This is a genomic window from Bradyrhizobium sp. MI1.7 (genome assembly GCF_055811795.1).
Map to the genome: position 1 here is coordinate 66,130 of NZ_JBVVPO010000021.1, position 20,061 is coordinate 86,190.

General features: G+C 66.5%; 18 protein-coding genes, 1 tRNA gene and 1 riboswitch. Of the genes, 11 read left to right on the forward strand and 8 right to left on the reverse strand.

Features of this window, described 5'->3' with window-relative positions; translation table 11 throughout:
* The first annotated feature begins 4 nt into the window (after positions 1–4).
* Positions 5–187 (forward strand): hypothetical protein, encoded by a 183-nt coding sequence (locus AC0L3X_RS20430; RefSeq protein WP_187387858.1) that lies wholly within the window; start codon positions 5–7, stop codon positions 185–187.
* 129 nt (positions 188–316) lie between these two features.
* Positions 317–739 carry a class I SAM-dependent methyltransferase gene (locus AC0L3X_RS20435; RefSeq protein WP_063980328.1) on the forward strand — a complete coding sequence of 141 codons (423 nt, stop codon included), beginning with the start codon at positions 317–319 and terminating at the stop codon, positions 737–739.
* 84 nt (positions 740–823) lie between these two features.
* On the opposite strand, the gene AC0L3X_RS20440 is transcribed toward AC0L3X_RS20435, so the two are convergent.
* The 4 genes from AC0L3X_RS20440 to AC0L3X_RS20455 form a co-directional block, all read right to left on the reverse strand.
* A tRNA-Thr gene (locus tag AC0L3X_RS20440) sits at positions 824–899 on the reverse strand.
* A gap of 100 nt (positions 900–999) precedes the next feature.
* Positions 1,000–2,775, reverse strand: a complete 1,776-nt coding sequence (locus AC0L3X_RS20445) for a heme biosynthesis HemY N-terminal domain-containing protein (protein ID WP_063980327.1) — start codon at positions 2,773–2,775, stop codon at positions 1,000–1,002.
* A 37-nt stretch (positions 2,776–2,812) separates the two neighbouring features.
* Positions 2,813–4,048, reverse strand: coding sequence for a hypothetical protein (locus tag AC0L3X_RS20450; protein ID WP_063980326.1), 1,236 nt, complete (start codon positions 4,046–4,048; stop codon positions 2,813–2,815).
* 65 nt (positions 4,049–4,113) lie between these two features.
* The gene (locus tag AC0L3X_RS20455) at positions 4,114–4,875 is read right to left on the reverse strand and encodes a uroporphyrinogen-III synthase (RefSeq protein WP_354132189.1); all 762 of its coding nucleotides are present in this window, start codon (positions 4,873–4,875) and stop codon (positions 4,114–4,116) included.
* Between the two features lie 151 nt (positions 4,876–5,026).
* Here AC0L3X_RS20455 and tsaD point away from each other — a divergent pair, with 151 nt between their 5' ends.
* From tsaD to AC0L3X_RS20470, 3 genes are all read left to right on the forward strand, one after another.
* Complete coding sequence (tsaD, locus tag AC0L3X_RS20460; protein WP_473316708.1) at positions 5,027–6,100, forward strand: tRNA (adenosine(37)-N6)-threonylcarbamoyltransferase complex transferase subunit TsaD; 1,074 nt, start codon at positions 5,027–5,029, stop codon at positions 6,098–6,100.
* Between the two features lie 2 nt (positions 6,101–6,102).
* Positions 6,103–7,083, forward strand: a complete 981-nt coding sequence (locus tag AC0L3X_RS20465) for an NAD(P)H-dependent glycerol-3-phosphate dehydrogenase (RefSeq protein ID WP_063980323.1) — start codon at positions 6,103–6,105, stop codon at positions 7,081–7,083.
* A 116-nt stretch (positions 7,084–7,199) separates the two neighbouring features.
* A complete protein-coding gene (locus AC0L3X_RS20470) occupies positions 7,200–7,613 on the forward strand; it encodes an EVE domain-containing protein (protein WP_063985980.1) in 414 nt (137 codons plus the stop codon).
* A 115-nt stretch (positions 7,614–7,728) separates the two neighbouring features.
* Here AC0L3X_RS20470 and AC0L3X_RS20475 read toward each other — a convergent pair whose 3' ends face one another.
* The gene (locus AC0L3X_RS20475; RefSeq protein WP_063980322.1) at positions 7,729–8,823 is read right to left on the reverse strand and encodes an adenylate/guanylate cyclase domain-containing protein; all 1,095 of its coding nucleotides are present in this window, start codon (positions 8,821–8,823) and stop codon (positions 7,729–7,731) included.
* Positions 8,824–8,925: 102 nt separating this feature from the next.
* Here AC0L3X_RS20475 and AC0L3X_RS20480 point away from each other — a divergent pair, with 102 nt between their 5' ends.
* Positions 8,926–9,381, forward strand: coding sequence for an SRPBCC family protein (locus AC0L3X_RS20480; protein WP_063980321.1), 456 nt, complete (start codon positions 8,926–8,928; stop codon positions 9,379–9,381).
* A gap of 108 nt (positions 9,382–9,489) precedes the next feature.
* On the opposite strand, the gene AC0L3X_RS20485 is transcribed toward AC0L3X_RS20480, so the two are convergent.
* Positions 9,490–10,659 carry a DNA topoisomerase IB gene (locus AC0L3X_RS20485; RefSeq protein WP_063980320.1) on the reverse strand — a complete coding sequence of 390 codons (1,170 nt, stop codon included), beginning with the start codon at positions 10,657–10,659 and terminating at the stop codon, positions 9,490–9,492.
* A gap of 410 nt (positions 10,660–11,069) precedes the next feature.
* Here AC0L3X_RS20485 and acs point away from each other — a divergent pair, with 410 nt between their 5' ends.
* Complete coding sequence (acs, locus tag AC0L3X_RS20490; RefSeq protein WP_354132190.1) at positions 11,070–13,016, forward strand: acetate--CoA ligase; 1,947 nt, start codon at positions 11,070–11,072, stop codon at positions 13,014–13,016.
* Between the two features lie 413 nt (positions 13,017–13,429).
* Complete coding sequence (locus AC0L3X_RS20495) at positions 13,430–13,945, forward strand: L,D-transpeptidase (protein WP_063985979.1); 516 nt, start codon at positions 13,430–13,432, stop codon at positions 13,943–13,945.
* Positions 13,946–13,999: 54 nt separating this feature from the next.
* Here the strand turns inward: AC0L3X_RS20495 and AC0L3X_RS20500 are convergent, their stop codons facing one another.
* Positions 14,000–14,587 carry a thermonuclease family protein gene (locus AC0L3X_RS20500; protein ID WP_084794916.1) on the reverse strand — a complete coding sequence of 196 codons (588 nt, stop codon included), beginning with the start codon at positions 14,585–14,587 and terminating at the stop codon, positions 14,000–14,002.
* Positions 14,588–14,643: 56 nt separating this feature from the next.
* Positions 14,644–14,841 (reverse strand): DUF1674 domain-containing protein, encoded by a 198-nt coding sequence (locus tag AC0L3X_RS20505; protein WP_063980317.1) that lies wholly within the window; start codon positions 14,839–14,841, stop codon positions 14,644–14,646.
* 187 nt (positions 14,842–15,028) lie between these two features.
* Here AC0L3X_RS20505 and AC0L3X_RS20510 point away from each other — a divergent pair, with 187 nt between their 5' ends.
* The 3 genes from AC0L3X_RS20510 to purH all read left to right on the forward strand — a co-directional run bounded on the left by AC0L3X_RS20510 (position 15,029) and on the right by purH (position 20,008).
* Complete coding sequence (locus AC0L3X_RS20510) at positions 15,029–16,375, forward strand: RsmB/NOP family class I SAM-dependent RNA methyltransferase (protein ID WP_063980316.1); 1,347 nt, start codon at positions 15,029–15,031, stop codon at positions 16,373–16,375.
* Positions 16,376–16,530: 155 nt separating this feature from the next.
* Positions 16,531–18,249 (forward strand): heparinase II/III family protein, encoded by a 1,719-nt coding sequence (locus AC0L3X_RS20515; RefSeq protein WP_231145448.1) that lies wholly within the window; start codon positions 16,531–16,533, stop codon positions 18,247–18,249.
* A 59-nt stretch (positions 18,250–18,308) separates the two neighbouring features.
* Positions 18,309–18,390: riboswitch (ZMP/ZTP riboswitch) on the forward strand.
* Positions 18,391–18,415: 25 nt separating this feature from the next.
* Positions 18,416–20,008 carry a bifunctional phosphoribosylaminoimidazolecarboxamide formyltransferase/IMP cyclohydrolase gene (gene purH, locus AC0L3X_RS20520; protein ID WP_283017910.1) on the forward strand — a complete coding sequence of 531 codons (1,593 nt, stop codon included), beginning with the start codon at positions 18,416–18,418 and terminating at the stop codon, positions 20,006–20,008.
* The last annotated feature ends 53 nt before the right edge of the window (positions 20,009–20,061 follow it).

Here is a 20,061-nt window from a genome sequence, read left to right on the forward strand (position 1 = left end):
CGATGTGTTTGACAAGTTTGCAGACTGGTTACGTCAGACGGCCTTTTTCTCGACGGCTATCGACATCGCGCGCCAGACGTTACCGGAGCCCGCGCTGATCTGGTTGCGCACGCAGATGGTGCGCAATCTCCGTGGAACGCCTGGCGAGGTGTTCGGCGAGATCTATCGTCGCAACGTCTGGGGCTAAAAGGAAACCGCTTCCGGCGGCGGATCCACGCTGCACAATACCCAGAGGGTGCGAGAAAGCCTTCCTGGTCTGGTTGGCGACCTCGGGATCCGTACCCTGCTCGATTTGCCTTGTGGTGATTTTCATTGGTTGTCGAAGATCGAACTTCCAATTTCTCGCTACATTGGAGGAGACATCGTTCCGGAACTGATTGCGCGAACGGCTGACCAATACAGTCGCCCAGATCGCACGTTCCTCCGGATCGATCTCTGCAACGATCCGCTCCCGGAAGCTGACCTGCTGCTCTGCCGCGATTGCTTCATTCATCTGTCCGAAGAGATGATTTTTCAAGCAATCGACAACATTCGTCGATCCAACATCAAGTATCTCCTGACGACCACTTACCCGGCGGGCCGAAATCGTGCGATCCGCACGGGTGACTTCTTCTCCATCGATCTGAGCGCTCCGCCCTACAACTTCCCGCCGCCGATCAAGGTGCTGGACGACTACGCCCCACCGTTCGACCGGCGGCAACTGGCGCTGTGGGAAATCGAAAGCCTGCGCAAAGTCTGAGGCGATGGCACGCCGTCTCGCGGCGAGGCTGCTTCGGAGGATGAAACAACGGCGCGGAAAACAACGGAAAATCAGAGTGATAAATGGTGCCGCAAGAGGGATTCGAACCCCCGACCCCGTCATTACGAATGACGTGCTCTACCAACTGAGCTATTGCGGCGAACCCTACCGGGACCCGCGCAATGCAGGTCCCGATACGCGCGCTCCTGATATCGGGCATGGCCCGAATTGGCAAGGTGGAGCGGGCTTCGAAATGTGCCTCACGCGCCCCAGCGGGACCAGAATCCGCGCCAGCCGCCGGCCTGGGCCTTTGCATGGGTTCTGGGCGTGCCGATTTGTTCCGCAAATTCATCGCTCGGACCCTCGTCATCAATCCCGGGATCATCGGGGGCGCGGACTATCGGGATGACGGCCTGGATCGGGGCCGGCGCAGGCTTGCCGAGGTCGGCGCGGGTCCGGAACACCGGCGTTGCCGCCTCCGGCGATGATTCGGCCGCCTCAGGGGCGGGATTGACCGGCTCGGCAGCCGGCGTGACCGCAGGCTCTTCTTTGGCGGCCTCCCCGGTCGTTTCCTTGGCCTCAGGGGGCGAATTGTCCTGTGCGGCGGGGACCGGATCCGGTGCAGCCGCGGGCGGTTCCACCGGGGCTTCGCTCGGGGCTGCCGTCACCCGCTTCGGCGGCGGGGCGGCCAGCATGGCTTCCTCGAAGGCCGAGGATTCGATGGTGGCGCCCTTGTCGGAGGGCAGGCTCGCGACCGGCGTTTGCCACTGGAAGGCATCGAGACGGCCGGTGACCGGCGAGACCGGACGCCAGCGGTCGCTGACATAGCCGTCCGCGGTCCAGGCCGGATCGTGACGGGCGCGCACCGCGCGCAAGGTCCAGGCGCGGGCACGGCCGCCGTCGCCGTGCTCGGTGCGCTCGAGCTCGGCCATCAGCAGCGCGACGCGCTGGGTCGGATCATTGACGTAGGGTGCCAGCACCGCGCGCGCACGCGCGAACTCGGAGGCGTCGATCGCGGCGCGCGCGATCGCGAGCTGGCCCTCGACATGGCCCGCCTTGTCGGCGGGCGTCTTGGCCGCCAGCGTCTCGACCCGCTGCAAGCGCTGCCGCGCAGAATCGCCGAGCTTCACATGCGCGTAGGCGTCAGCGAGATCCGGATGCGGATTGGCGAGCCACGCGGCCTCGACCAGCTTCATGGAGCGGCGCACCTGATGCGCTTCGCTCTCGAACTTCGCCGCAAGTACCGCGGCCGGCACCAGCGTCGGCGCGAGCTTGATGGCCTCCATCACGCTCTCGCGCGCCACGTCGCGGTCCATGGTTTCCAATTCCAGCGCGCGGGCCGTGAGCAGCACGCCGCGCTGGCGACGATAGGCCGCCTTGTCGATCAGGCCCGCGGACAGATTCGAATCGAGGATCGCGAGTGCGCCGCTCCAATCGCCGCGCGCGCAGCGGAAGCCGAGCACCGCGTGCGAGGCCCAGGTCGAGGACGGCGACAGCTTGATCGCCTCCTCCGCGATCATCACGGCGCCGACCGCATCGTCGGCACGCTGCGCCTCGATGAACAGGCCGCGCAGGCCGAGCAGCCGGGTATCCTCGCGCTCAGCCATGACGCGGAAGACGCGCTGGGCCTCGTCGCGATTGCCTTCGAGCTGGGCCGACTGCGCGTGCAGCAGCAGTGCGAGCGGATCGTTCGCGGCCAGCCGCCGCGCGGTATCGGCGTGGCGGCGGGCGAGGGCGGTATCGCCATGACCGATCGCGAGCAGGCCGTGGGTGATGGCATGGCGGCCGCGCGCATGGCGTTTCTCGTGACGGCGGCGGCGCAGGCGTCCCGGCGCGCGCCAGATCATCGTCACGATGCTCCAGACCAGCACGACCGCCGCCGCAAAGACGCCGAGCAGAAACACGAACCTCGGAAGCGTCGTTGACGCGCGGAAACCGCCCGCGGTCAGGACGAGATCACCGGGCTGATCGGCAACCCAGGCCGCGCCGGCCGCCGCCAGCGCGATCAGGACGAGGAAGAGGACGATGCGAAGCATGGCGATCCCTATTACGCGCTGATTATTGCGCGAACCTTTACTGAGCAGGCTTGACCAGATCGGGCTTGGCGAGATCCGCCATGGCATCGTCGGCGAATTTGCGGGAGGCGCCGAGCGCGGCGTCGCGCGCATCGGCCTTGTCGAGCCAGGCCTGTGCCGGTGCACGATCGGCCTCGGGCAGCGTCTTCAGCTCGCGCCGCGCTTCCGCGAAATCGTTGCGAAGCGCCGCCGCCGTCACCCGTGCGACGATGGCGCCGCGATCATTGCCGACGCCGTCGGTGCGCTCGATACGAACGAGTTTCGAGGCCCCCGCCTGGAGGCGCTCGACGATGCCGGCACCGGCGGCCGGGGCTTCCGCCGGCGGCGAGAGCTTGGGCACGATGTTGAGCAATTCGCGGCTCAGCGCGACCGGCGTCGGAATGCCTGACGACGCAAAGGTGTCGAGCGGCTTCAGCATATCGGGCTTGGCCGCGAGCGACCGCGCCGTGGCCAATTGCGATTCGTAGGGATCGCCATGCCGAACCGCGACGTCGAGCAGAGCCGCCGCCACGACATGGCGCAGGGGCTTGTCATTCGTCGCCTTGTTGTCGGCAATCTTCTCGCCCTGCTGTGCGAGCTCGGCGCGCTCCGTCTTGCTGGCGCGCTCCAGCTGCGCAATGCGGTCGCTGAGCGCGGCAAGATCGGGCGCTGCAGCGCGCGGTGCCGATTTCACGTCGTTGGCGGTCTTGTCGGACTGTGCGCGCAGATTGGCGATGTCACTGCGCAAGGCATTTGCGGATTTCTCCAGTGCATCGATCCGCGCCACCGTGGCCGGATCGGCGGCGGGCTTGCCCGCCTTGGCTTCGACCGCGGCGACACGTCCGCTGAGCGCGTCGACCGTCGCGCTCGTGACTTGCGGCGCGGCCGGCGGCGCCTCCACGGCGGGCCAGCCCAGCATCCAGCCGACGGCAATCACGATTGCGGCTGCGACCGCGCCGGAGAACGGCGCAATGACCCAGGGCGAAACCGGCGCCGACGCGGGAGCGGAAGCAACCGCGGCCTCCGCATGCGCGGGCTCCGGGTCGGGCCTGGCCTCTTCGGATTTGGACTCTTCGACCGTGGCCTGCTCTGGCGTGGCCTGCTCCGGCGTTGGCTGAACCTCCGGTTCGGCGGCCGCCGTTGGCTGCGGCTGGGTCGAGATTTCGGTTGCCTCAAGGTCGATGGTGGGCGGGGTGCGCTTGGCACGGCCTGACTCGGGAGCCAATCCTGCGTCTTCAGGCTTGTCGTCGGCCATCGTGACGGTTCCTCACACTCAAATGCCCTGAACGGACCCGATCGCGTCGGATTCGGCCCGACCTCTTACGCCAAACGGGTCCGCAAAGCACGCTCCAAGGTATCAAATAGGGCATTTTCGTCCGGCGTCGCAGCCCCCAGAACCTGCGACGCGCCGGCATCGCGCAGCACGCTGGCGACCGTCTCGGACAGGCAGCATTGCGGGATCGCCAGCGCCGAGATTTCGACGCCTTCGTCCCGTGCCGCATCCAGGAAGGCCCGCGCGCTGCGGCGGGAGTAGTGCAGCACCGCCTCGATCCCATGTGCGGCAAAGCCATCGCAGACATCGCGCGGCAGGATCTTGACCGGAGTCATGCGATAGGTGGTCTGCGTCACCACGCTGAAGCCCTCCGCGCCAAGCTCGCCGCCGAGATCGCGCGACAGATCCGCGCCCGCGAGATAGAGCAGCGTGCTTTTCTTCTTCAGCAGCTTCTCGCGCGCGCTCTGCATCACCTTGTCGCGCAAGGCCGCGGCATCGCCGCCGGCGACGATCACCTCGGCGAAGCCGGCGTCGCGCGCCGCAGCAGCCGTGTGCTCGCCGACCGCAAACAGCGGCAGCTCCAAAAGGCCAAGGTTCTTTAAGCCAAGATCCTGCAATTGCGGCGCGACGGCGCGGATCGCGTTGGCCGACGTGACGATGATGGCGCCGTAGTCGGCCTCACTCTCGTCATGGAAGGCGACCGGCTCGAACTTGAGCATCGGGGCGAGCAGCACCACATGACCCCGCACCCTCAAATTTTCCGCCGTTGCCTCATTGTCGGGATGCGGCCGTGTGACAAGAATGGACATCGCTTGTGTTCCCGAACCGCGTGGCGGTGACGCATTCACGAAGGCGGCTGCGCGTGACGATTGCGCAAGTGGACCCCGGAATGCTACCGGACGTACCAGAACTCTGCTTTACGGATGAGCGCAAGGGCGCAAATTGGATAACAATTCGCCAATGCTGGTACTGGGCATCGAAACCACCTGCGACGAGACCGCCGCGGCCGTGATCGAGCGCGCGCCCGACGGCAGCGGCAAGATCCTGTCCAACATCGTGCGGTCCCAGATCGAGGAGCATGCCCGCTTCGGCGGCGTGGTGCCGGAGATTGCCGCACGCGCGCATGTCGACGTCCTCGACGGCATCATCGACCGGGCCATGCACGAGGCCGGCATCGACTATGCGCAGCTCAACGGTGTCGCCGCCGCGGCGGGGCCGGGGCTGATCGGCGGCGTCATCGTCGGCCTCACCACCGCCAAGGCGATCGCGATGGTGCACGACACGCCGCTGGTCGCGGTCAACCACCTCGAGGCGCATGCACTGACGCCGCGCCTCACCGACGGAATTGAATTTCCCTACTGCCTGTTCCTCGCCTCGGGCGGGCATACCCAGATCGTCGCCGTCACCGGGGTCGGCCAATATGTACGGCTCGGCACCACCGTCGACGACGCGATGGGCGAAGCTTTCGACAAGGTCGCGAAGATGCTGGGCCTGCCCTATCCGGGCGGGCCACAGGTCGAACGCGCGGCGGCAACCGGCGATACCACGCGCTTCGCCTTCCCGCGCCCGATGCAGGGACGGCCCGATGCCAATTTCTCGCTGTCGGGATTGAAGACGGCGGTGCGCAACGAGGCGAGCCGGTTAACCGAGATCGCGCCGCAGGATATCAGCGATCTCTGCGCGAGTTTTCAATCCGCAGTGCTCGACTCGACCGCCGACCGGCTGAGCGTCGGCCTGAGGCTTTTCCGCGAGCAGTTCGGCGCTCCGCATGCCCTCGTCGCCGCCGGCGGCGTCGCGGCCAATCAGGCGATCCGCGGCGCCCTGCATGACGTCGCGCGGCAGGCCGGGACGCAACTGATCATGCCGCCGCCCGCGCTCTGCACCGATAACGGCGCGATGATCGCCTGGGCCGGCGCCGAGCGCCTGGCGCTCGGCATGATCGACACGATGGAAGCCCAACCCCGCGCACGCTGGCTGCTCGATGCCAACGCCACGGCGCCGGCCGGTTACGGCAACACGCGGGCGGGATTCTAGCTATGACGGCGTTCCGGTCCGTCGCGGTGATTGGTGCGGGCGCATGGGGCACGGCACTGGCGACGGTCGCGGCGCGCGCCGGGCGGAACGTGACGCTCTGGGCGCGCAACAGCGAACATGCCGCGCGAATCGCCTCGACCCGCGACAATCCGCGGCTGCCCGGCGTGCGGCTGGCGCCGGAGATCGTCGTGACGCACGAGCTTGCGGAGGCCGCGCGCGCGGACATGGTGCTGATCGCGACGCCCGCACAGCATTTGCGCGGCGCAGTCAACATGCTCGCCTCGCATCTGACAAAGCCGGTGCCGATCGTCGCCTGCGCCAAAGGCATCGAGCACGGCACCCATAAATTCATGACCGACGTCATCGCGGAAGCCGCACCTCACGCGCCGCCGGCGATCCTGTCGGGCCCGAGCTTTGCCGACGACGTCGCGCGCGGCTTGCCGACCGCGGTGACGCTGGCGGCGAAGGATGAAGCGCTGGCGAGCGCGCTGGTGCAGGCGCTGGGCTCGGCGACCTTCCGGCCCTATCACACGACAGATGTCCGCGGCGTCGAGATCGGCGGTGCGGCCAAGAACGTGTTGGCGATCGCGGTTGGCATCGCGGTCGGGCGCAAGCTCGGCGCCTCCGCCCAGGCTGCGCTGACGACCCGCGGCTTTGCCGAACTCACGCGCCTCGGCCGTGCCCTCGGCGCGCGCGGCGAGACGCTCACGGGCCTGTCCGGCCTCGGCGATCTGATCCTGACCTGCTCGAGCCCGCAATCGCGCAATCTCGCGCACGGCCTTGCGCTGGGCCGCGGCGAGCAGCCTCCCGCGGGCAAGCTTGCCGAGGGCGAGTTCACCGCACCTGTGTTGATCGAACTCGCAGCTTCGCACAACATCGAGATGCCGGTATCAGAAGCGGTCGCTTCGATCCTGAGCGGCCGGAGCACGATCGACGCCGCGATCTCGGGGCTGTTGACGCGCCCCTTCAAGGCAGAGGAATGACGTCTTTCTCGTCATGCCCGCGCTTGTCGCGGGCATCCACGTCTTGATATTGAATTGGTGGCAGAGACGTGGATGGCCGGGACAAGCCCGGCCATGACGAACGGATAGGACGCGCGATGAACTACTGGCTGGTGAAATCCGAACCGTCGGTATGGTCCTGGGACCAGCAGGTGGCGAAAGGCGCCAAGGGCGAGGCCTGGACCGGCGTGCGCAATTACACCGCGCGCATAAACCTCGTGAACATGAAGAAGGGCGACAAGGCGTTCTTCTATCATTCCAACGAGGGCAAGGAGATCGTCGGCATCGCCGAGATCATCAAGGAGGCCTACCCCGACCCGACCGACAAGACCGAGAAATTCGTTTGCGTCGATATCAAAGCCGACAAGCCCTTGAAGACGCCGGTGACGATGGCCGCGATCAAGGCGGACAAGAAGCTCGCTGATATGGCGCTGGTGAAATATTCGCGCCTGTCGGTGCAGCCGGTGACGGCGGAAGAGTGGAAGCTCGTCTGCAAGATGGGCGGGATGTAATCGACTTCAACGGTAGGGTGGGCAAAGCGTAGCGTGCCCACCAATCGAAACCGGAGCTTGCCGTGAGATGGTGGGCACGGCGCGCAAGAGCGCACTGCGCTTCGCTCCGTCGGGGCTACGATATCCGGGCTTGCGTCGCCGGTAGCGTAAACACCTCGCATGGCGAAGCGATGCCGCGCAGCGGATGCGATCCGAGCGCGACGAGAGGCGTGTCCGTCTCCGCGGCAAGCGCCCCCGATACCAGGACGGTCCGTTCCAAGGGCTTGCACAATCCCTCGAGCCGGCTGGCGAGATTGACGGCGGGACCGATCGCCGTGAAATCGAGCCTGTTGGCGGCGCCGATATTGCCCCAGAGTATTTCGCCGAGATGAAGGGCCGCTCCGAACGCAAGCGGCGGCAGTCCTTGAGCGCCGCGCTCCCCGTTGAGATACGCCATGCCGGCTTCGGCTGCGCCTGCGGCACGCAGGGCGGCGTCGCAGGCGCGGCGCGGTGAGGCCTCGACCACCGGGAAGATTGCGAGCACGCCGTCGCCGATGAATTTCAGCACCTCGCCGCCGAAGGCATGAACGGCACCGGCGATGCGATCGAACCAGGCGTCGAGCGCTGCGATGACGTCGGCCGGCGGTGTGGTTTCCGACAAGGTCGTGAAGTTGCGCAGATCCGCATAGAGCAGCGCGGCTTGAATGGTCTCGCCGAGATCGCGCCGCAGCGGCGCCGCCAGCACCCGCTCCGCGCTGCGCTTGCCGAGATAGGCATCGAGCGTCGCGCGCAACGTGGCGCGCGCGGCGAGTACGGCAAGCGGCGTCGCGGCGAAACGCGCAGCCTGGCGCAATTGCTCGATCTCGTCTGCGGTGAACGGACGCGGCCCGATCCAGCCGAGCTGCGGCCCATCCTGTCGCCCGACCACCTCTTCGTGCACCTCGCCGCCCGCGATGTCGCGCAGCCAGCGGCGGCCGGCATCATCGGGCGGGTCGGGCGCCAGCCCACTTGGTGCGAAGCCGAGCGCCTCGATGACCCGGCCGTTCTCCGCGCGCCACAGCCAGGTCCGCTTCGCGATCAGCGGATGCGGCACCTCCAACGTCAGGCTGCCTGCCGCAAGCGGCACACCGTCGGCGACCAGATGAGCGCCGAGTTCCGCGAGCAGACGGTCGGCCCCGGGGCAGTCCGAGGCGGCATCGACGAGCCAGGCGAGGGTCCGGGAGAGTTGCATGGCCCGATGATGGCGAAGGTGGCCCGTCTTTGTCACGGGCAATCCTTGACGCACCGCTCCACCGCCGCCATGTGGCCAGTGTCAGCCCAGGGATGATCGCCGATGACCGAGCCGTTCGTAGTGCGACGCGAAACCCAGATCGCAGCCCCCCGCGCCACCGTCTTCGCCTATTTGACCGACCCCGAGAAAATCCTGAGCTGGATGGGCTCCGACGCGACCACGGAGCCGCACCCTGGCGGGCTCTATCTCCTCAAGGGCATCGGCCCGCGTGGCGGCGTCGGCCGCGGCACCTTCCGCGAGGTCGTGCCGGTGCATCGTCTGGCCTACACGTTCGGCTGGGAGGGCGGTCAGGAAGTGCCGCCCGGCTCGAGCCTGATCGAGATCGACCTGATCGAGCGCGACGGCGGCACGCTGCTGCGCATGACCCATAGCGGGCTCCCGACCGAGGAACAGGCCGCCGCGCACGCGAAAGGATGGGCGCATTATCTGGGCCGGCTCACGAGCGCAGCCGCGGGCCGCGATCCCGGTCCGGACAAGGGTATCTCAGACAAGATGTAGCTCTCGTAGGGTGGGCAAAGCGAAGCGTGCCCACGCGGCCTATCAACAATGTCGTGAGAATGGTGGGCACGGCGCTTCGCGCCTTTGCCCACCCTACGGCACTCCCGCTTAAACCGCCGCGGTCGCCACCACCTGCTGCAAAAGTTGCTCGCGCCTGGCCTGTGAACGCTGGCCCTTCATGGTCGCGGCGAAGCGTTCGAGGATGCCGTCCTCGAAGGCGGTGACGATGGTGTCGTGGACGTAGCTCTTGCGGCAGATGGCCGGCGTGTTGGAGAGCTTGTCGGCAGCGGCGCGGATCGCGTCCAGCACCTGCTTCTTGCGGCCGCGCTGGCTGGTCGCCGGCGTGATCCGCGACAGCGATTCCACCACGACTGCGGACGCCATCAGCGTGCGAAAATCCTTCAGCGAAATCTTGATGCCGGCGATCTCGCGCAGAAACGCGTTCACCTGCGTGGTGCTGACCGCGCGCACGATGCCGTAGGCGTCGCGATACTGGAACATGCGCTTGCCGGGAACGCCGTTCAGAATGCCGATGGCGCGCACCAGCTTCGCAGCGTCGCACTCTTTCCGCACCGCCTTGCCGCCCTTGGCCTTGAACGTCAGCACGAAGGAGTCGTCCTCGAGCGTAACGTTCGACTTCAGCATCGTGGTGGCACCGCGGGTGCCGTTGAGGCGGGCATAGGATTCGTTGCCGGGACGGATCGCGGTGCGCGCGATCAGCTCAATCACGGCCGAGAGTGCGAATTCACGCGTCGGCTCGTCGCCCGACAGGAACGCGGAGACCTTGCGCCGGATCTTTGGCAGCGCGCCAACAAGCTTTTCCAGCCGGTGCGCCTTGCGGTGCTCGCGGACCTTTTCCCAATCGGCGTGGTAGCGGTATTGCAGCCGGCCCGCGGCATCGCGTCCCACCGCCTGGAGATGCGAGCTCGGATCGGCGGAGTAGCGCACCTGGCGATAGGCCGGCGGCACCGCCATGGCGTGCAGCCGGCGGATAGTGCGGGCGTCGCGGATATGCGCGCCGTTGGGACGGACGAAGGAATAGCCCTTGCCGCGCTTGATGCGCCGGATGGTCAGCTCGTTCTGGTCGCCGAGCCGCAGGCCCAGCTCCTTGGCGATCGCCTCAACCGAGGTCGCAGGCGCGGTGTCGAAGACCTTTTTCGGGCTGAGACGGGCGGAACCGGCCGGTTTCGGCCATTGTCCGAGGGCTTTCGCCAGCGCGACAGCAGCAGGATCGGCCGAAGCGAGCCGCATCGTCCCGAGATTCTGCTGATCCATCATAGTCTTAAGCCTTAGCCCTGTCTGTTATCGGTCAATGCCGCTGTTCTGATTTTTGTTCCAAGGGTCTCTTGGACGGTCTCGTTGGACCCGGGTTGGCCATTTAGGGTGTTCCGAACCGCATTGCGAGTCCCGAATCAGTGACAGACGGTTTCTAAATACCTCCTGCGGCGCATGGGCGCCCTGCACGGGCCTCTTCCGGCGATTTGGTAAAGACCTGGAAAGCCGCGCCGGCCTGTTTCAGATCTGCGACAGTCGCGCCAGGCGGCGTTGATCTTCCGCATGGCTGGCCGCTCGCCGAAGGTCCAGCTTGTGCTCCTTGTCGGGTCCGGTTAGGCGGACGCATAATCGGTTCAACGATGACGTCGGCTCGCCAGTCGCCTGGGCTCGGCTTGCCGTATCTGGAGGGAAGCATGTCCGAGAAGACCTACGACGTCCCCGCGGAATGGGCCAAGCGCGCCTGGATCGACCAAGCCAAGTACAAGGACATGTACGCCCGCTCGATCGCGGACCCGAACGCCTTCTGGGCCGAGCAGGCCAAGCGTATCGACTGGATGCACGCGCCGACGAAGATCGAGAACGTCTCCTTTGCCCCCGGCAACATCTCGATCAAATGGTTCGAGGACGGCATCCTCAACGTCGCCCATAATTGCATCGACCGGCACCTGCACAAGCGCGCCAACCAGACCGCGATCATCTGGGAGGGCGACGATCCCTCGCAATCCCGGCACATCACCTACAAGGAGCTGCACGACGAGGTCTGCCGGATGGCCAACATCCTGCGCACCCGCAACGTCAAGAAGGGCGACCGCATCACCATCTACCTGCCGATGATTCCCGAAGCGGCCTACGCGATGCTGGCCTGCGCGCGGATCGGCGCAATCCACTCCGTGGTGTTCGCGGGCTTCTCGCCCGACAGCCTCGCCCAGCGCATCAACGACTGCCAGTCCAAGGTGATCATCACTGCCGACGAAGGTCTGCGCGGCGGCAAGAAGGTGCCGCTGAAGGCCAATGTCGATGCAGCGCTCGCCAAGGCCGATGGCGTCGACTGGGTCGTCGTTGTCAAGCGCACCGGCGGCACGGTCGAGATGAATCCGTCGCGCGATCTCTGGTATCACGACGCCGCCAAGATGGTGACGACGGAATGCCGGGCCGAGCACATGCACGCCGAGGATCCGCTGTTCATCCTCTATACGTCGGGCTCGACCGGCCAGCCCAAGGGCGTGCTGCACACCTCGGGCGGCTATCTCGTATTCGCCGCGATGACGCATCAATACGTCTTCGACTATCACGACGGCGACATCTACTGGTGCACCGCCGACGTCGGCTGGGTCACCGGACACAGCTATATCCTCTATGGGCCGCTGGCGAACGGTGCGACCACGCTGATGTTCGAAGGCGTGCCGAATTATCCGGACAATTCCCGTTTCTGGAACGTGATCGACAAGCACAAGGTCAACATCTTCTACACCGCACCGACCGCGATCCGCGCGCTGATGCAGAGCGGCGACGAGCCCGTGAAGAAGACGTCGCGCGCAAGCCTCCGGCTGCTTGGCTCGGTCGGCGAGCCGATCAATCCCGAAGCCTGGGAGTGGTATCACCGCGTCGTCGGCGACGACCGCTGCCCGATCGTCGACACCTGGTGGCAGACCGAGACCGGCGGCATCTTGATCACGCCGCTGCCGGGCGCGACCAAGCTGAAGCCGGGCTCGGCGACGCAGCCGTTCTTCGGCGTCGTGCCTGAGATCGTCGATGCCGACGGCAAGGTGCTGGACGGCGAGACATCAGGCAATCTCTGCCTGACGCGATCATGGCCGGGCCAGATGCGCACGGTCTATGGCGATCACGCCCGCTTCGAGCAGACCTATTTCTCGACCTACAAGGGCAAGTATTTCACCGGCGACGGCTGCCGGCGCGACGCCGACGGCTATTACTGGATCACCGGCCGCGTCGACGACGTCATCAACGTCTCCGGCCACCGCATGGGCACCGCGGAAGTCGAGAGCGCGCTGGTCGCGCATGAGAAGGTGTCGGAAGCCGCCGTGGTCGGTTACCCGCACGACATCAAGGGCCAGGGCATCTACGCCTATGTCACCCTGATGGCCGGCGTCGAGCCGACCGACGAATTGCGCAAGGAGCTCGTCACCTGGGTGCGCAAGGAGATCGGCCCGATCGCCGCGCCCGACCAGATCCAGTTCTCGCCCGGCCTGCCCAAGACCCGCTCCGGCAAGATCATGCGCCGCATCCTGCGCAAGATCGCCGAGGACGAGCCGCGCAGCCTCGGCGATACCTCGACGCTCGCCGATCCGGCCGTCGTCGACGATCTCGTCAAGAACCGGCAGAACAAGAAGTCGGCGTAAGCCACGCTCTCGTGCCCCGGAGTCAGCGCAGCGCTTCTTCAACGGTGCGCTGCAGAGCCGGGGGCCGATCCAACGGCAGAGCGCGTGGCCTCCTGGGTCCCGGCTCTGCGCAGCAGCGCCAAGGCGCTGTGGCGCGTCCGGGACACAGAGCCCCCCTCGAAACAACAGCCATTCACACCCTCACGCACTTGTCAGGGCGCGCGGCGCCGCGCCCGCGTCTTTCCAGCCAAGTGTTGTTTTCTTGTCATTTACTTTATTTCGAACATTTTCTTTGTTCCGCGTGCTGGCGGGCCCTTGGCGGCCGCGCGTGGAAACCATCCGGTTAACAGGCGCGATTAAGAATATCCGGGTAAGCGGGCAATTGCCGGTGCTGCGTAGTTTTGGACGATCCGTTCGGGGCAGAGGAAAAATTGATGTCGGTAAGGATTGCTGTGGCGCTCGCCGCCACCATCGGGGCAGGGGTCTTGATGTCGACGGCCGCAGAGGCGCGGCCGGAAATGGTTGGGACGCACGTCGCCAACTATTCACCCGGTACCATCGTGGTCAAAACCAACGAGCGGCGGCTCTATCTCATCCTCGATGACGGCCACGCCGTGCGCTACCCGGTCGGCGTCGGCAAGTCCGGCAAGCAGTGGGCCGGCACCACCCGCATCGACGGCAAGTATCGCAATCCGGCCTGGTCGCCGCCCGCCGAAGTGAAGCGCGACAAGCCGCAGCTTCCCGACGTGATCCCGGGCGGCTCACCGCATAACCCGATGGGCGTCGCCGCGATGACGCTGGCCGGCGGCGAGTATGCCATCCACGGCACCAATGTGCCGGGCTCGGTCGGCGGCTTCGTCTCCTATGGCTGCATCCGCATGCTCAACGACGACATCACCGATCTCTACAGCCGCGTCTCGGTTGGCACGACGGTGGTCGTGACGCGCTGATCTCCAAACTCGTAACAGAATTGAAAGAGCCGCGTCCATCGACGCGGCCTTTTGTTACCAGAAGCGCCAGCCGCGCGCGCACCAGCCGTCGCGATGGCCGCCATTGTAGCTCCGCGCGTAACCGCCCGCGAGCAACGCGGCAGATACGTCCGCAGTTCGCCTTGTCGCGACATTGGCGAGAACACGGCCGTATTTGTCGGGGCCGAGATTGGTGATCGTCACGCCGCCCTGGCCGAGCAAATCGCGCAGGGCGCCGGTCGCCGCTTGAGCCTTGTCCAATTCATCCTGGCAGGATGCCTTCATCTCCGGCGCATCGATACCGCGCAGGCGAACGCGCGCAACGAGAACGCGTCCGTCGCGCTGGTGCACGCGAGCGAGAAAGGTATCGCCGTCGATCGTGCGAATGACGTCGACCGGCTGACGGATGTCCGGATTGGCCTGCTGCAAAATGATCTGGGCATCTCGCGATTGACCGTCGATCGCATGCGGGAAGGGCCAGTTCATCCCGTGCCGGAACGTAAGCACGACGGCCACCACGATTCCGACCACGAACATCCACGGCAACAGCCCCGAGAAGTGACGGCCGAACGGCGAACCACTGTATGAGGGCCGGTATGGATGGCTAGGATCGAAGCGCGGCATCCGCGCACGCTAGGGCTGAGTCGGGCGATCCGGCAAGATAGCCTCAAAAGACAGCCTCAAAAGTCCGAGGCGATACCTTTGCGCTCCCAATCGCCGTAGCGGGTGGGCTCAGGTCCCTTCGGTCCCTGCAATTCCTTCGGCGCCGCCGCGGCGTGGGCAGCAGCAGCCTGCCGGCGCGCTTCCGCCTCGGCCAGCGCGCGCTGGGCGGCCGGCGGGAGCGGCTTGCGATCGGAAACGGGGGGCTGGTCACTCATCTCGGCGGTTCCTAGCGCAGGATCACGGGGTGTGCGACGTCCAATAACGCATTGCTGAGATGGTCATGGTGGGCTGTAAACGCGAGAGGCCATTCTTACATTTGGCATATTCGCATGCCAAAGATAGGTCTCTCGAGGCATGCGCCCATTGCGGCGGAACTGCCGCTCGCCAAGAACCTTAAGCCGCATGCCATCTCAACGTTTCGCTCCTCCGTCCGAAGTGCCCGGTCTCGCGGCGCGGCGGATCGCCGCTGACATCGTCGACGGCGTGCTGCACAAGCACCGCACGCTTGACGATCAGCTCGACGGCAGCGGTGCCCATCCCGGATTGAAGACGCTCGCCGACCGCGACCGCGCGCTGATGCGCCGCCTGGTCGCGACCGTACTGCGTCGGCTCGGCACGCTCGGCCATGTGCTGTCCCGCTTGCTCGACAAGGGCATTCCGTCCGAAGCGCCGCGCGCGCAGAGCGCGCTCCTGATCGGCGCCGCCCAGATCCTCTGGATGGACGTGCCCGATCACGCCGCGGTCGATCTTTCCGTCCGCCTCGTCCAGTCCGACCGGCGTGCCGCGCGTTATGCCGGCCTCGTCAATGCCGTGCTGCGCCGCTGCGCGCGCGAGGGCAAGGCGCTGGTGGATGAAGTTGCCACGCAATCGCTGGACCTGCCGCCCTGGCTGCTCGCGCGCTGGAGCGCGCATTACGGCGAGGCGACCGCAAGAGACATGGCGTTGGCGCTCGGCCACGAGCCCTCGCTCGACCTCACCGTGAAATCAGACGCCGCGCAATGGGCGAGCCGGCTGCACGGTGAAGTGCTGCCGACCGGATCGGTGCGCACGGTGCTGCACGGCGCCGTGACCATGCTGCCCGGCTTCACCGAGGGGCAATGGTGGGTGCAGGATGCCGCCGCCGCGTTGCCGGCTCGGCTATTTGGCGACATCAAAGGCAAGTCCATTGCCGATCTCTGCGCCGCCCCGGGCGGCAAGACCGCGCAACTGGCACAGGCCGGCGCGCATGTCACGGCGATCGACCGCTCACCCGCCCGGGTGGCGCGTCTGCGCGAGAATCTGACGCGGCTGTCGCTCCAGGCCGAGACTGTCGTCGCCGACGCCGTGGAATGGGCCGGCCCTGCCGAGGGTTTTGACGGCATCCTGATCGATGCGCCCTGCACATCGACCGGCACGATCCGCCGCCATCCCGACGTCGCCTGGCTCCGGCAGGAATCCGACGTCGCCGCCCTGACCGCGCTCCAGCAGCGGCTGCTGAAGAAATCCGTCTCGCTGCTCAAGCCGGGCGGGACGCTGGTCTACTGCACCTGTTCGCTGGAACCCGAAGAGGGCGAGCAGGCGATCGCGGCGCTGCTGGCCACGGAGGGCGGCCTGCGCCGCGTGCCGATCGAAGCTTCCGAGGTCTCGGGGCTCAGCGAGATCATCACCACGGAAGGCGACCTGCGCACGCTGCCCAGCCACCTGCCGAACGCCGATCCCAAGCTCGGCGGGCTCGACGGTTTCTACGCAGCCCGGCTCGTTAAATCCTGATTTTGCACCGGTTTTTGCGCCAGCGCTGATTCGCGACGCTTCAAGGTGGTGTCAGACGTCCGATTTTGGGATTAAGAAGGATTCGTCGTTCATCCTCTCCCCCTTCAAGGCAAGGCGTGTCGGTCGCTCAACGCAGACGTATCTCGACGCTGGTGATGAACCGCTTCGCGCGGAACATGCTCGCGCGCGCGAGCGGCGGTTCCGTTGCGCTATCGCGGGTCTGGCCCGGCCGTACCGACCGGCTGATCATCGCGCCGCATGACCTGCGCACCGCGGATGCGACCCGCGCCGCTGAGATCTATGCCGGCCGCTTCGTCTTCGCCGGCAAGATCGTCAATTGCCACGGCCGCTCGATCTTCGATCTCGAACCGCCGTCGGAAGACTGGGAGGTCGCGCTGCTCGGCTTCGGCTGGCTGCGCCATCTGCGCGCCGCCGACACCGCGCTGACGCGCGCCAATGCGCGCGCGCTGGTCGAGGACTGGATCGCCAACCCCGCCAACAAGCGCCGCGCCGTCGCGCGGCGTGCCGACGTGCTGGCGCGGCGTGTGATCTCGCTGCTGTCGCAGGCGCCGCTGGTGCTCAACGACACCGACAACAAATTCTACCGCCGCTATCTGCGGGCGCTGGCGCGGGAGATCCGCCTCCTGCGCTACACCATGGTCAACATGCCCGACGGGGTGCCGAAGCTCCAGGTGCTGATCGCACTGTGCTACGCGGCGCTGTGCCTTGCCAACCAGGCGGGACAGATCCGCAGTGCCTCGAAAAAGCTCTCGGACGAGTTGCAGCGGCAGATCCTGCCCGACGGCGGCCACATCTCCCGCAATCCGGGCGCGCTGATCGAGCTCCTGATCGACCTGTTGCCGCTGCGGCAGACCTTTGCCGCGCGCAACATCGCGCCGCCGCCGGCGCTGCTCAACGCGATCGACCGCATGATGCCGATGCTGCGCTTCTTCCGGCACGGCGACGGCAATTTCGCGCTGTTCAACGGCATGAGCGCGACGCCCTCGGACCTGCTCGCCACGCTGCTCGCCTATGACGACACCCACGGCGCGCCGATGGCGAACATGCCGCATACCGGCTTCCAGCGCCTCGACGCCGGCCAGACCACGCTGATCATCGACACCGGTCCGCCGCCGCCGGCCGGCGTCAGCCACGACGCCCATGCCGGCTGCCTGTCGTTCGAATTGTCTTCCGGCATCAGCCGCATCGTCACCAATTGCGGCATGCCGACCACGGGCCGCGACAATTGGCGGCCGTTCGCACGCGGCACCGCGGCGCATTCGACGCTGACCTATCACGAGACGTCCTCATGCCAGTTCGTCGAGATGTCGGCGATGAAGCGCCTCCTGCACGGTTCACCCGTCACCAGCGGCCCCGTCGAGGTCGAGAGCTATCGCGAGACCGTTCAGAACGGCACGCTGCTCACGACCTCGCATGACGGCTATCTCGCGAAGTTCGGCGCGATCCATCGCCGTGTGCTGATGATCGCCAATGACGGCGCACGCATCGACGGCGAGGACACGCTGTCGCCGCCGCAGGGCGGACGCTTCAAGGGCGCGGATGCCGATTTCGCGCTGCGCTTCCATCTGCATCCGGCGGTGAAGGCGAGCCGGCTGTCGGATGCCCGTGGCGTCATGCTGGTGCTGCCGAACCGCGACGTCTGGACCTTCGAGGCGCTCGACGACAAGGTCGACCTCGAGGACAGCGTGTTCCTGGCCGGCAATGACGGCCCGCGCCGCACCGCGCAGATCGTGATCCGGCAGGATGCGCGGCAGGCGCCGTCGATCCGCTGGAGCTTCGTCCGCTCCACTGCATCGCCTGCGGTCACCAATGCCCGCCGCAACGCCCGGCGCGAGCCGGAACTTCCGCTGTAAACGCGCACGATTCGGCCCCATCTCATCGTTGTGAAAACGGCCGAAAGCTGCTATCGAGCCCTCGCTCGCGCGACTGGCGACCTTGGATGGAGCACCATCGGGAAGCGCGAGATATAGAAGCCGCGCGCCTGGGCATAGACACTCCTTAAGACAGAGGATCTTGCTCATGACTGACCATCCCCGCCGCGTCACCCGTGCTCTTCTCTCCGTCTCCGACAAGACCGGCCTGATCGAGTTCGCAAAGGCGCTTGCCGCGCACGATGTCGAGCTGGTCTCGACCGGCGGCACCGCCAAGGCGATCGCCGCGGCCGGCCTCAAGGTGAAGGACGTTTCCGACCTCACCGGCTTCCCCGAGATGATGGACGGCCGCGTCAAGACGCTGCATCCGAAGGTGCATGGCGGCCTGCTCGCGATCCGCGACAACAAGGAACATGCGGAGGCGATGAAGGCGCACGGCATCGCGCCGATCGATCTCCTGGTCGTCAACCTGTATCCGTTCGAAGCGACCGTCGACAAAGGCGCGGGCTTCGAGGATTGCATCGAGAACATCGACATCGGCGGCCCCGCGATGATCCGCGCCGCGGCGAAGAACCATGACGACGTCGCCGTCGTGGTCGAGGCCGAGGACTACAAGGCCGTGCTCGACGAGCTCGCCGCCAACAACGGATCGACGACGTTGAAACTGCGCCGGCGGCTTGCCGCAAAGGCCTATGCGCGCACCGGAGCTTATGACGCCGCGATCTCGAACTGGTTCAACCGCCAGCTCGAGATCGACGCGCCCGATTTCCGCGCCTTCGGCGGCAGACTGATCCAGTCGCTGCGCTATGGCGAGAACCCGCACCAGACCGCGGCGTTCTATGCGACGCCCGACAAGCGGCCGGGCGTCTCGACCGCGCGCCAGCTCCAGGGCAAGGAGCTCTCCTACAACAACATCAACGACACCGATGCGGCCTACGAGTGCATCGGCGAGTTCGACGCCAAGCGCACCGCGGCCTGCGTCATCGTCAAGCACGCCAATCCGTGCGGCGTGGCCGAAGGCTCCGATCTCGTCAGCGCCTATCGCAAGGCGCTTGCATGCGATTCCACTTCGGCGTTCGGCGGCATCATCGCGATGAACCGCGCGCTCGACGCCGAGACCGCGCGCGAGATCACAAAGATCTTCACCGAGGTGATCATCGCGCCCGACGCCAGCGAGGAGGCGATCGCGATCATCGGCGCGCGCAAGAATCTGCGCCTGCTGCTCGCCGGCAGCCTGCCCGATCCGCGCGCGCCTGGCCTCACCGCCAAGACGGTGGCCGGCGGCCTCCTCGTGCAAAGCCGCGACAACGCGGTGGTCGACGACATGACCTTCAAGGTCGTGACCAAACGTGCGCCCACCGACGCCGAGATGCGCGATCTGAAATTCGCGTTCCGGGTCGCAAAGCACGTCAAGTCCAACACCATCATCTACGCCAAGGATCTCGCCACCGTCGGCATCGGCGCGGGCCAGATGAGCCGGGTGGATTCGGCGCGGATCGCGGCGCGCAAGGCGCAGGACGCGGCGAATGAGCTCAAGCTCGCAGAGCCGCTCACCAAGGGCTCGGTGGTGGCGTCGGATGCGTTCTTCCCGTTCGCCGACGGCATGCTCGCCTGCATCGAGGCCGGCGCCACCGCCGTGGTGCAGCCCGGCGGCTCCATGCGCGACGACGAGGTGATCAAGGCCGCCGACGAGCACGGCATCGCCATGGTGTTCACGGGCACGCGGCACTTCCGGCACTAACGCGATTTGCGTAGCCCGGATGGAGCGTAGCGAAATCCGGGTCTCACGTCTCA

Coding starts and splice junctions, on each gene's coding strand:
- AC0L3X_RS20485 (WP_063980320.1), bottom strand. CDS start 10,659: ATGATGGATCAGCAGAATCTCGGGACGATGCGGCTCGCTTCGGCCGAT.
- AC0L3X_RS20450 (WP_063980326.1), bottom strand. CDS start 4,048: ATGGCCGACGACAAGCCTGAAGACGCAGGATTGGCTCCCGAGTCAGGC.
- purH (WP_283017910.1), top strand. CDS start 18,416: ATGACTGACCATCCCCGCCGCGTCACCCGTGCTCTTCTCTCCGTCTCC.
- AC0L3X_RS20470 (WP_063985980.1), top strand. CDS start 7,200: ATGAACTACTGGCTGGTGAAATCCGAACCGTCGGTATGGTCCTGGGAC.
- AC0L3X_RS20500 (WP_084794916.1), bottom strand. CDS start 14,587: ATGCCGCGCTTCGATCCTAGCCATCCATACCGGCCCTCATACAGTGGT.
- tsaD (WP_473316708.1), top strand. CDS start 5,027: ATGCTGGTACTGGGCATCGAAACCACCTGCGACGAGACCGCCGCGGCC.
- AC0L3X_RS20505 (WP_063980317.1), bottom strand. CDS start 14,841: ATGAGTGACCAGCCCCCCGTTTCCGATCGCAAGCCGCTCCCGCCGGCC.
- AC0L3X_RS20480 (WP_063980321.1), top strand. CDS start 8,926: ATGACCGAGCCGTTCGTAGTGCGACGCGAAACCCAGATCGCAGCCCCC.
- AC0L3X_RS20510 (WP_063980316.1), top strand. CDS start 15,029: ATGCCATCTCAACGTTTCGCTCCTCCGTCCGAAGTGCCCGGTCTCGCG.
- AC0L3X_RS20465 (WP_063980323.1), top strand. CDS start 6,103: ATGACGGCGTTCCGGTCCGTCGCGGTGATTGGTGCGGGCGCATGGGGC.
- AC0L3X_RS20475 (WP_063980322.1), bottom strand. CDS start 8,823: ATGCAACTCTCCCGGACCCTCGCCTGGCTCGTCGATGCCGCCTCGGAC.
- AC0L3X_RS20515 (WP_231145448.1), top strand. CDS start 16,531: ATGAACCGCTTCGCGCGGAACATGCTCGCGCGCGCGAGCGGCGGTTCC.
- AC0L3X_RS20455 (WP_354132189.1), bottom strand. CDS start 4,875: ATGTCCATTCTTGTCACACGGCCGCATCCCGACAATGAGGCAACGGCG.
- AC0L3X_RS20495 (WP_063985979.1), top strand. CDS start 13,430: ATGTCGGTAAGGATTGCTGTGGCGCTCGCCGCCACCATCGGGGCAGGG.
- AC0L3X_RS20445 (WP_063980327.1), bottom strand. CDS start 2,775: ATGCTTCGCATCGTCCTCTTCCTCGTCCTGATCGCGCTGGCGGCGGCC.
- acs (WP_354132190.1), top strand. CDS start 11,070: ATGTCCGAGAAGACCTACGACGTCCCCGCGGAATGGGCCAAGCGCGCC.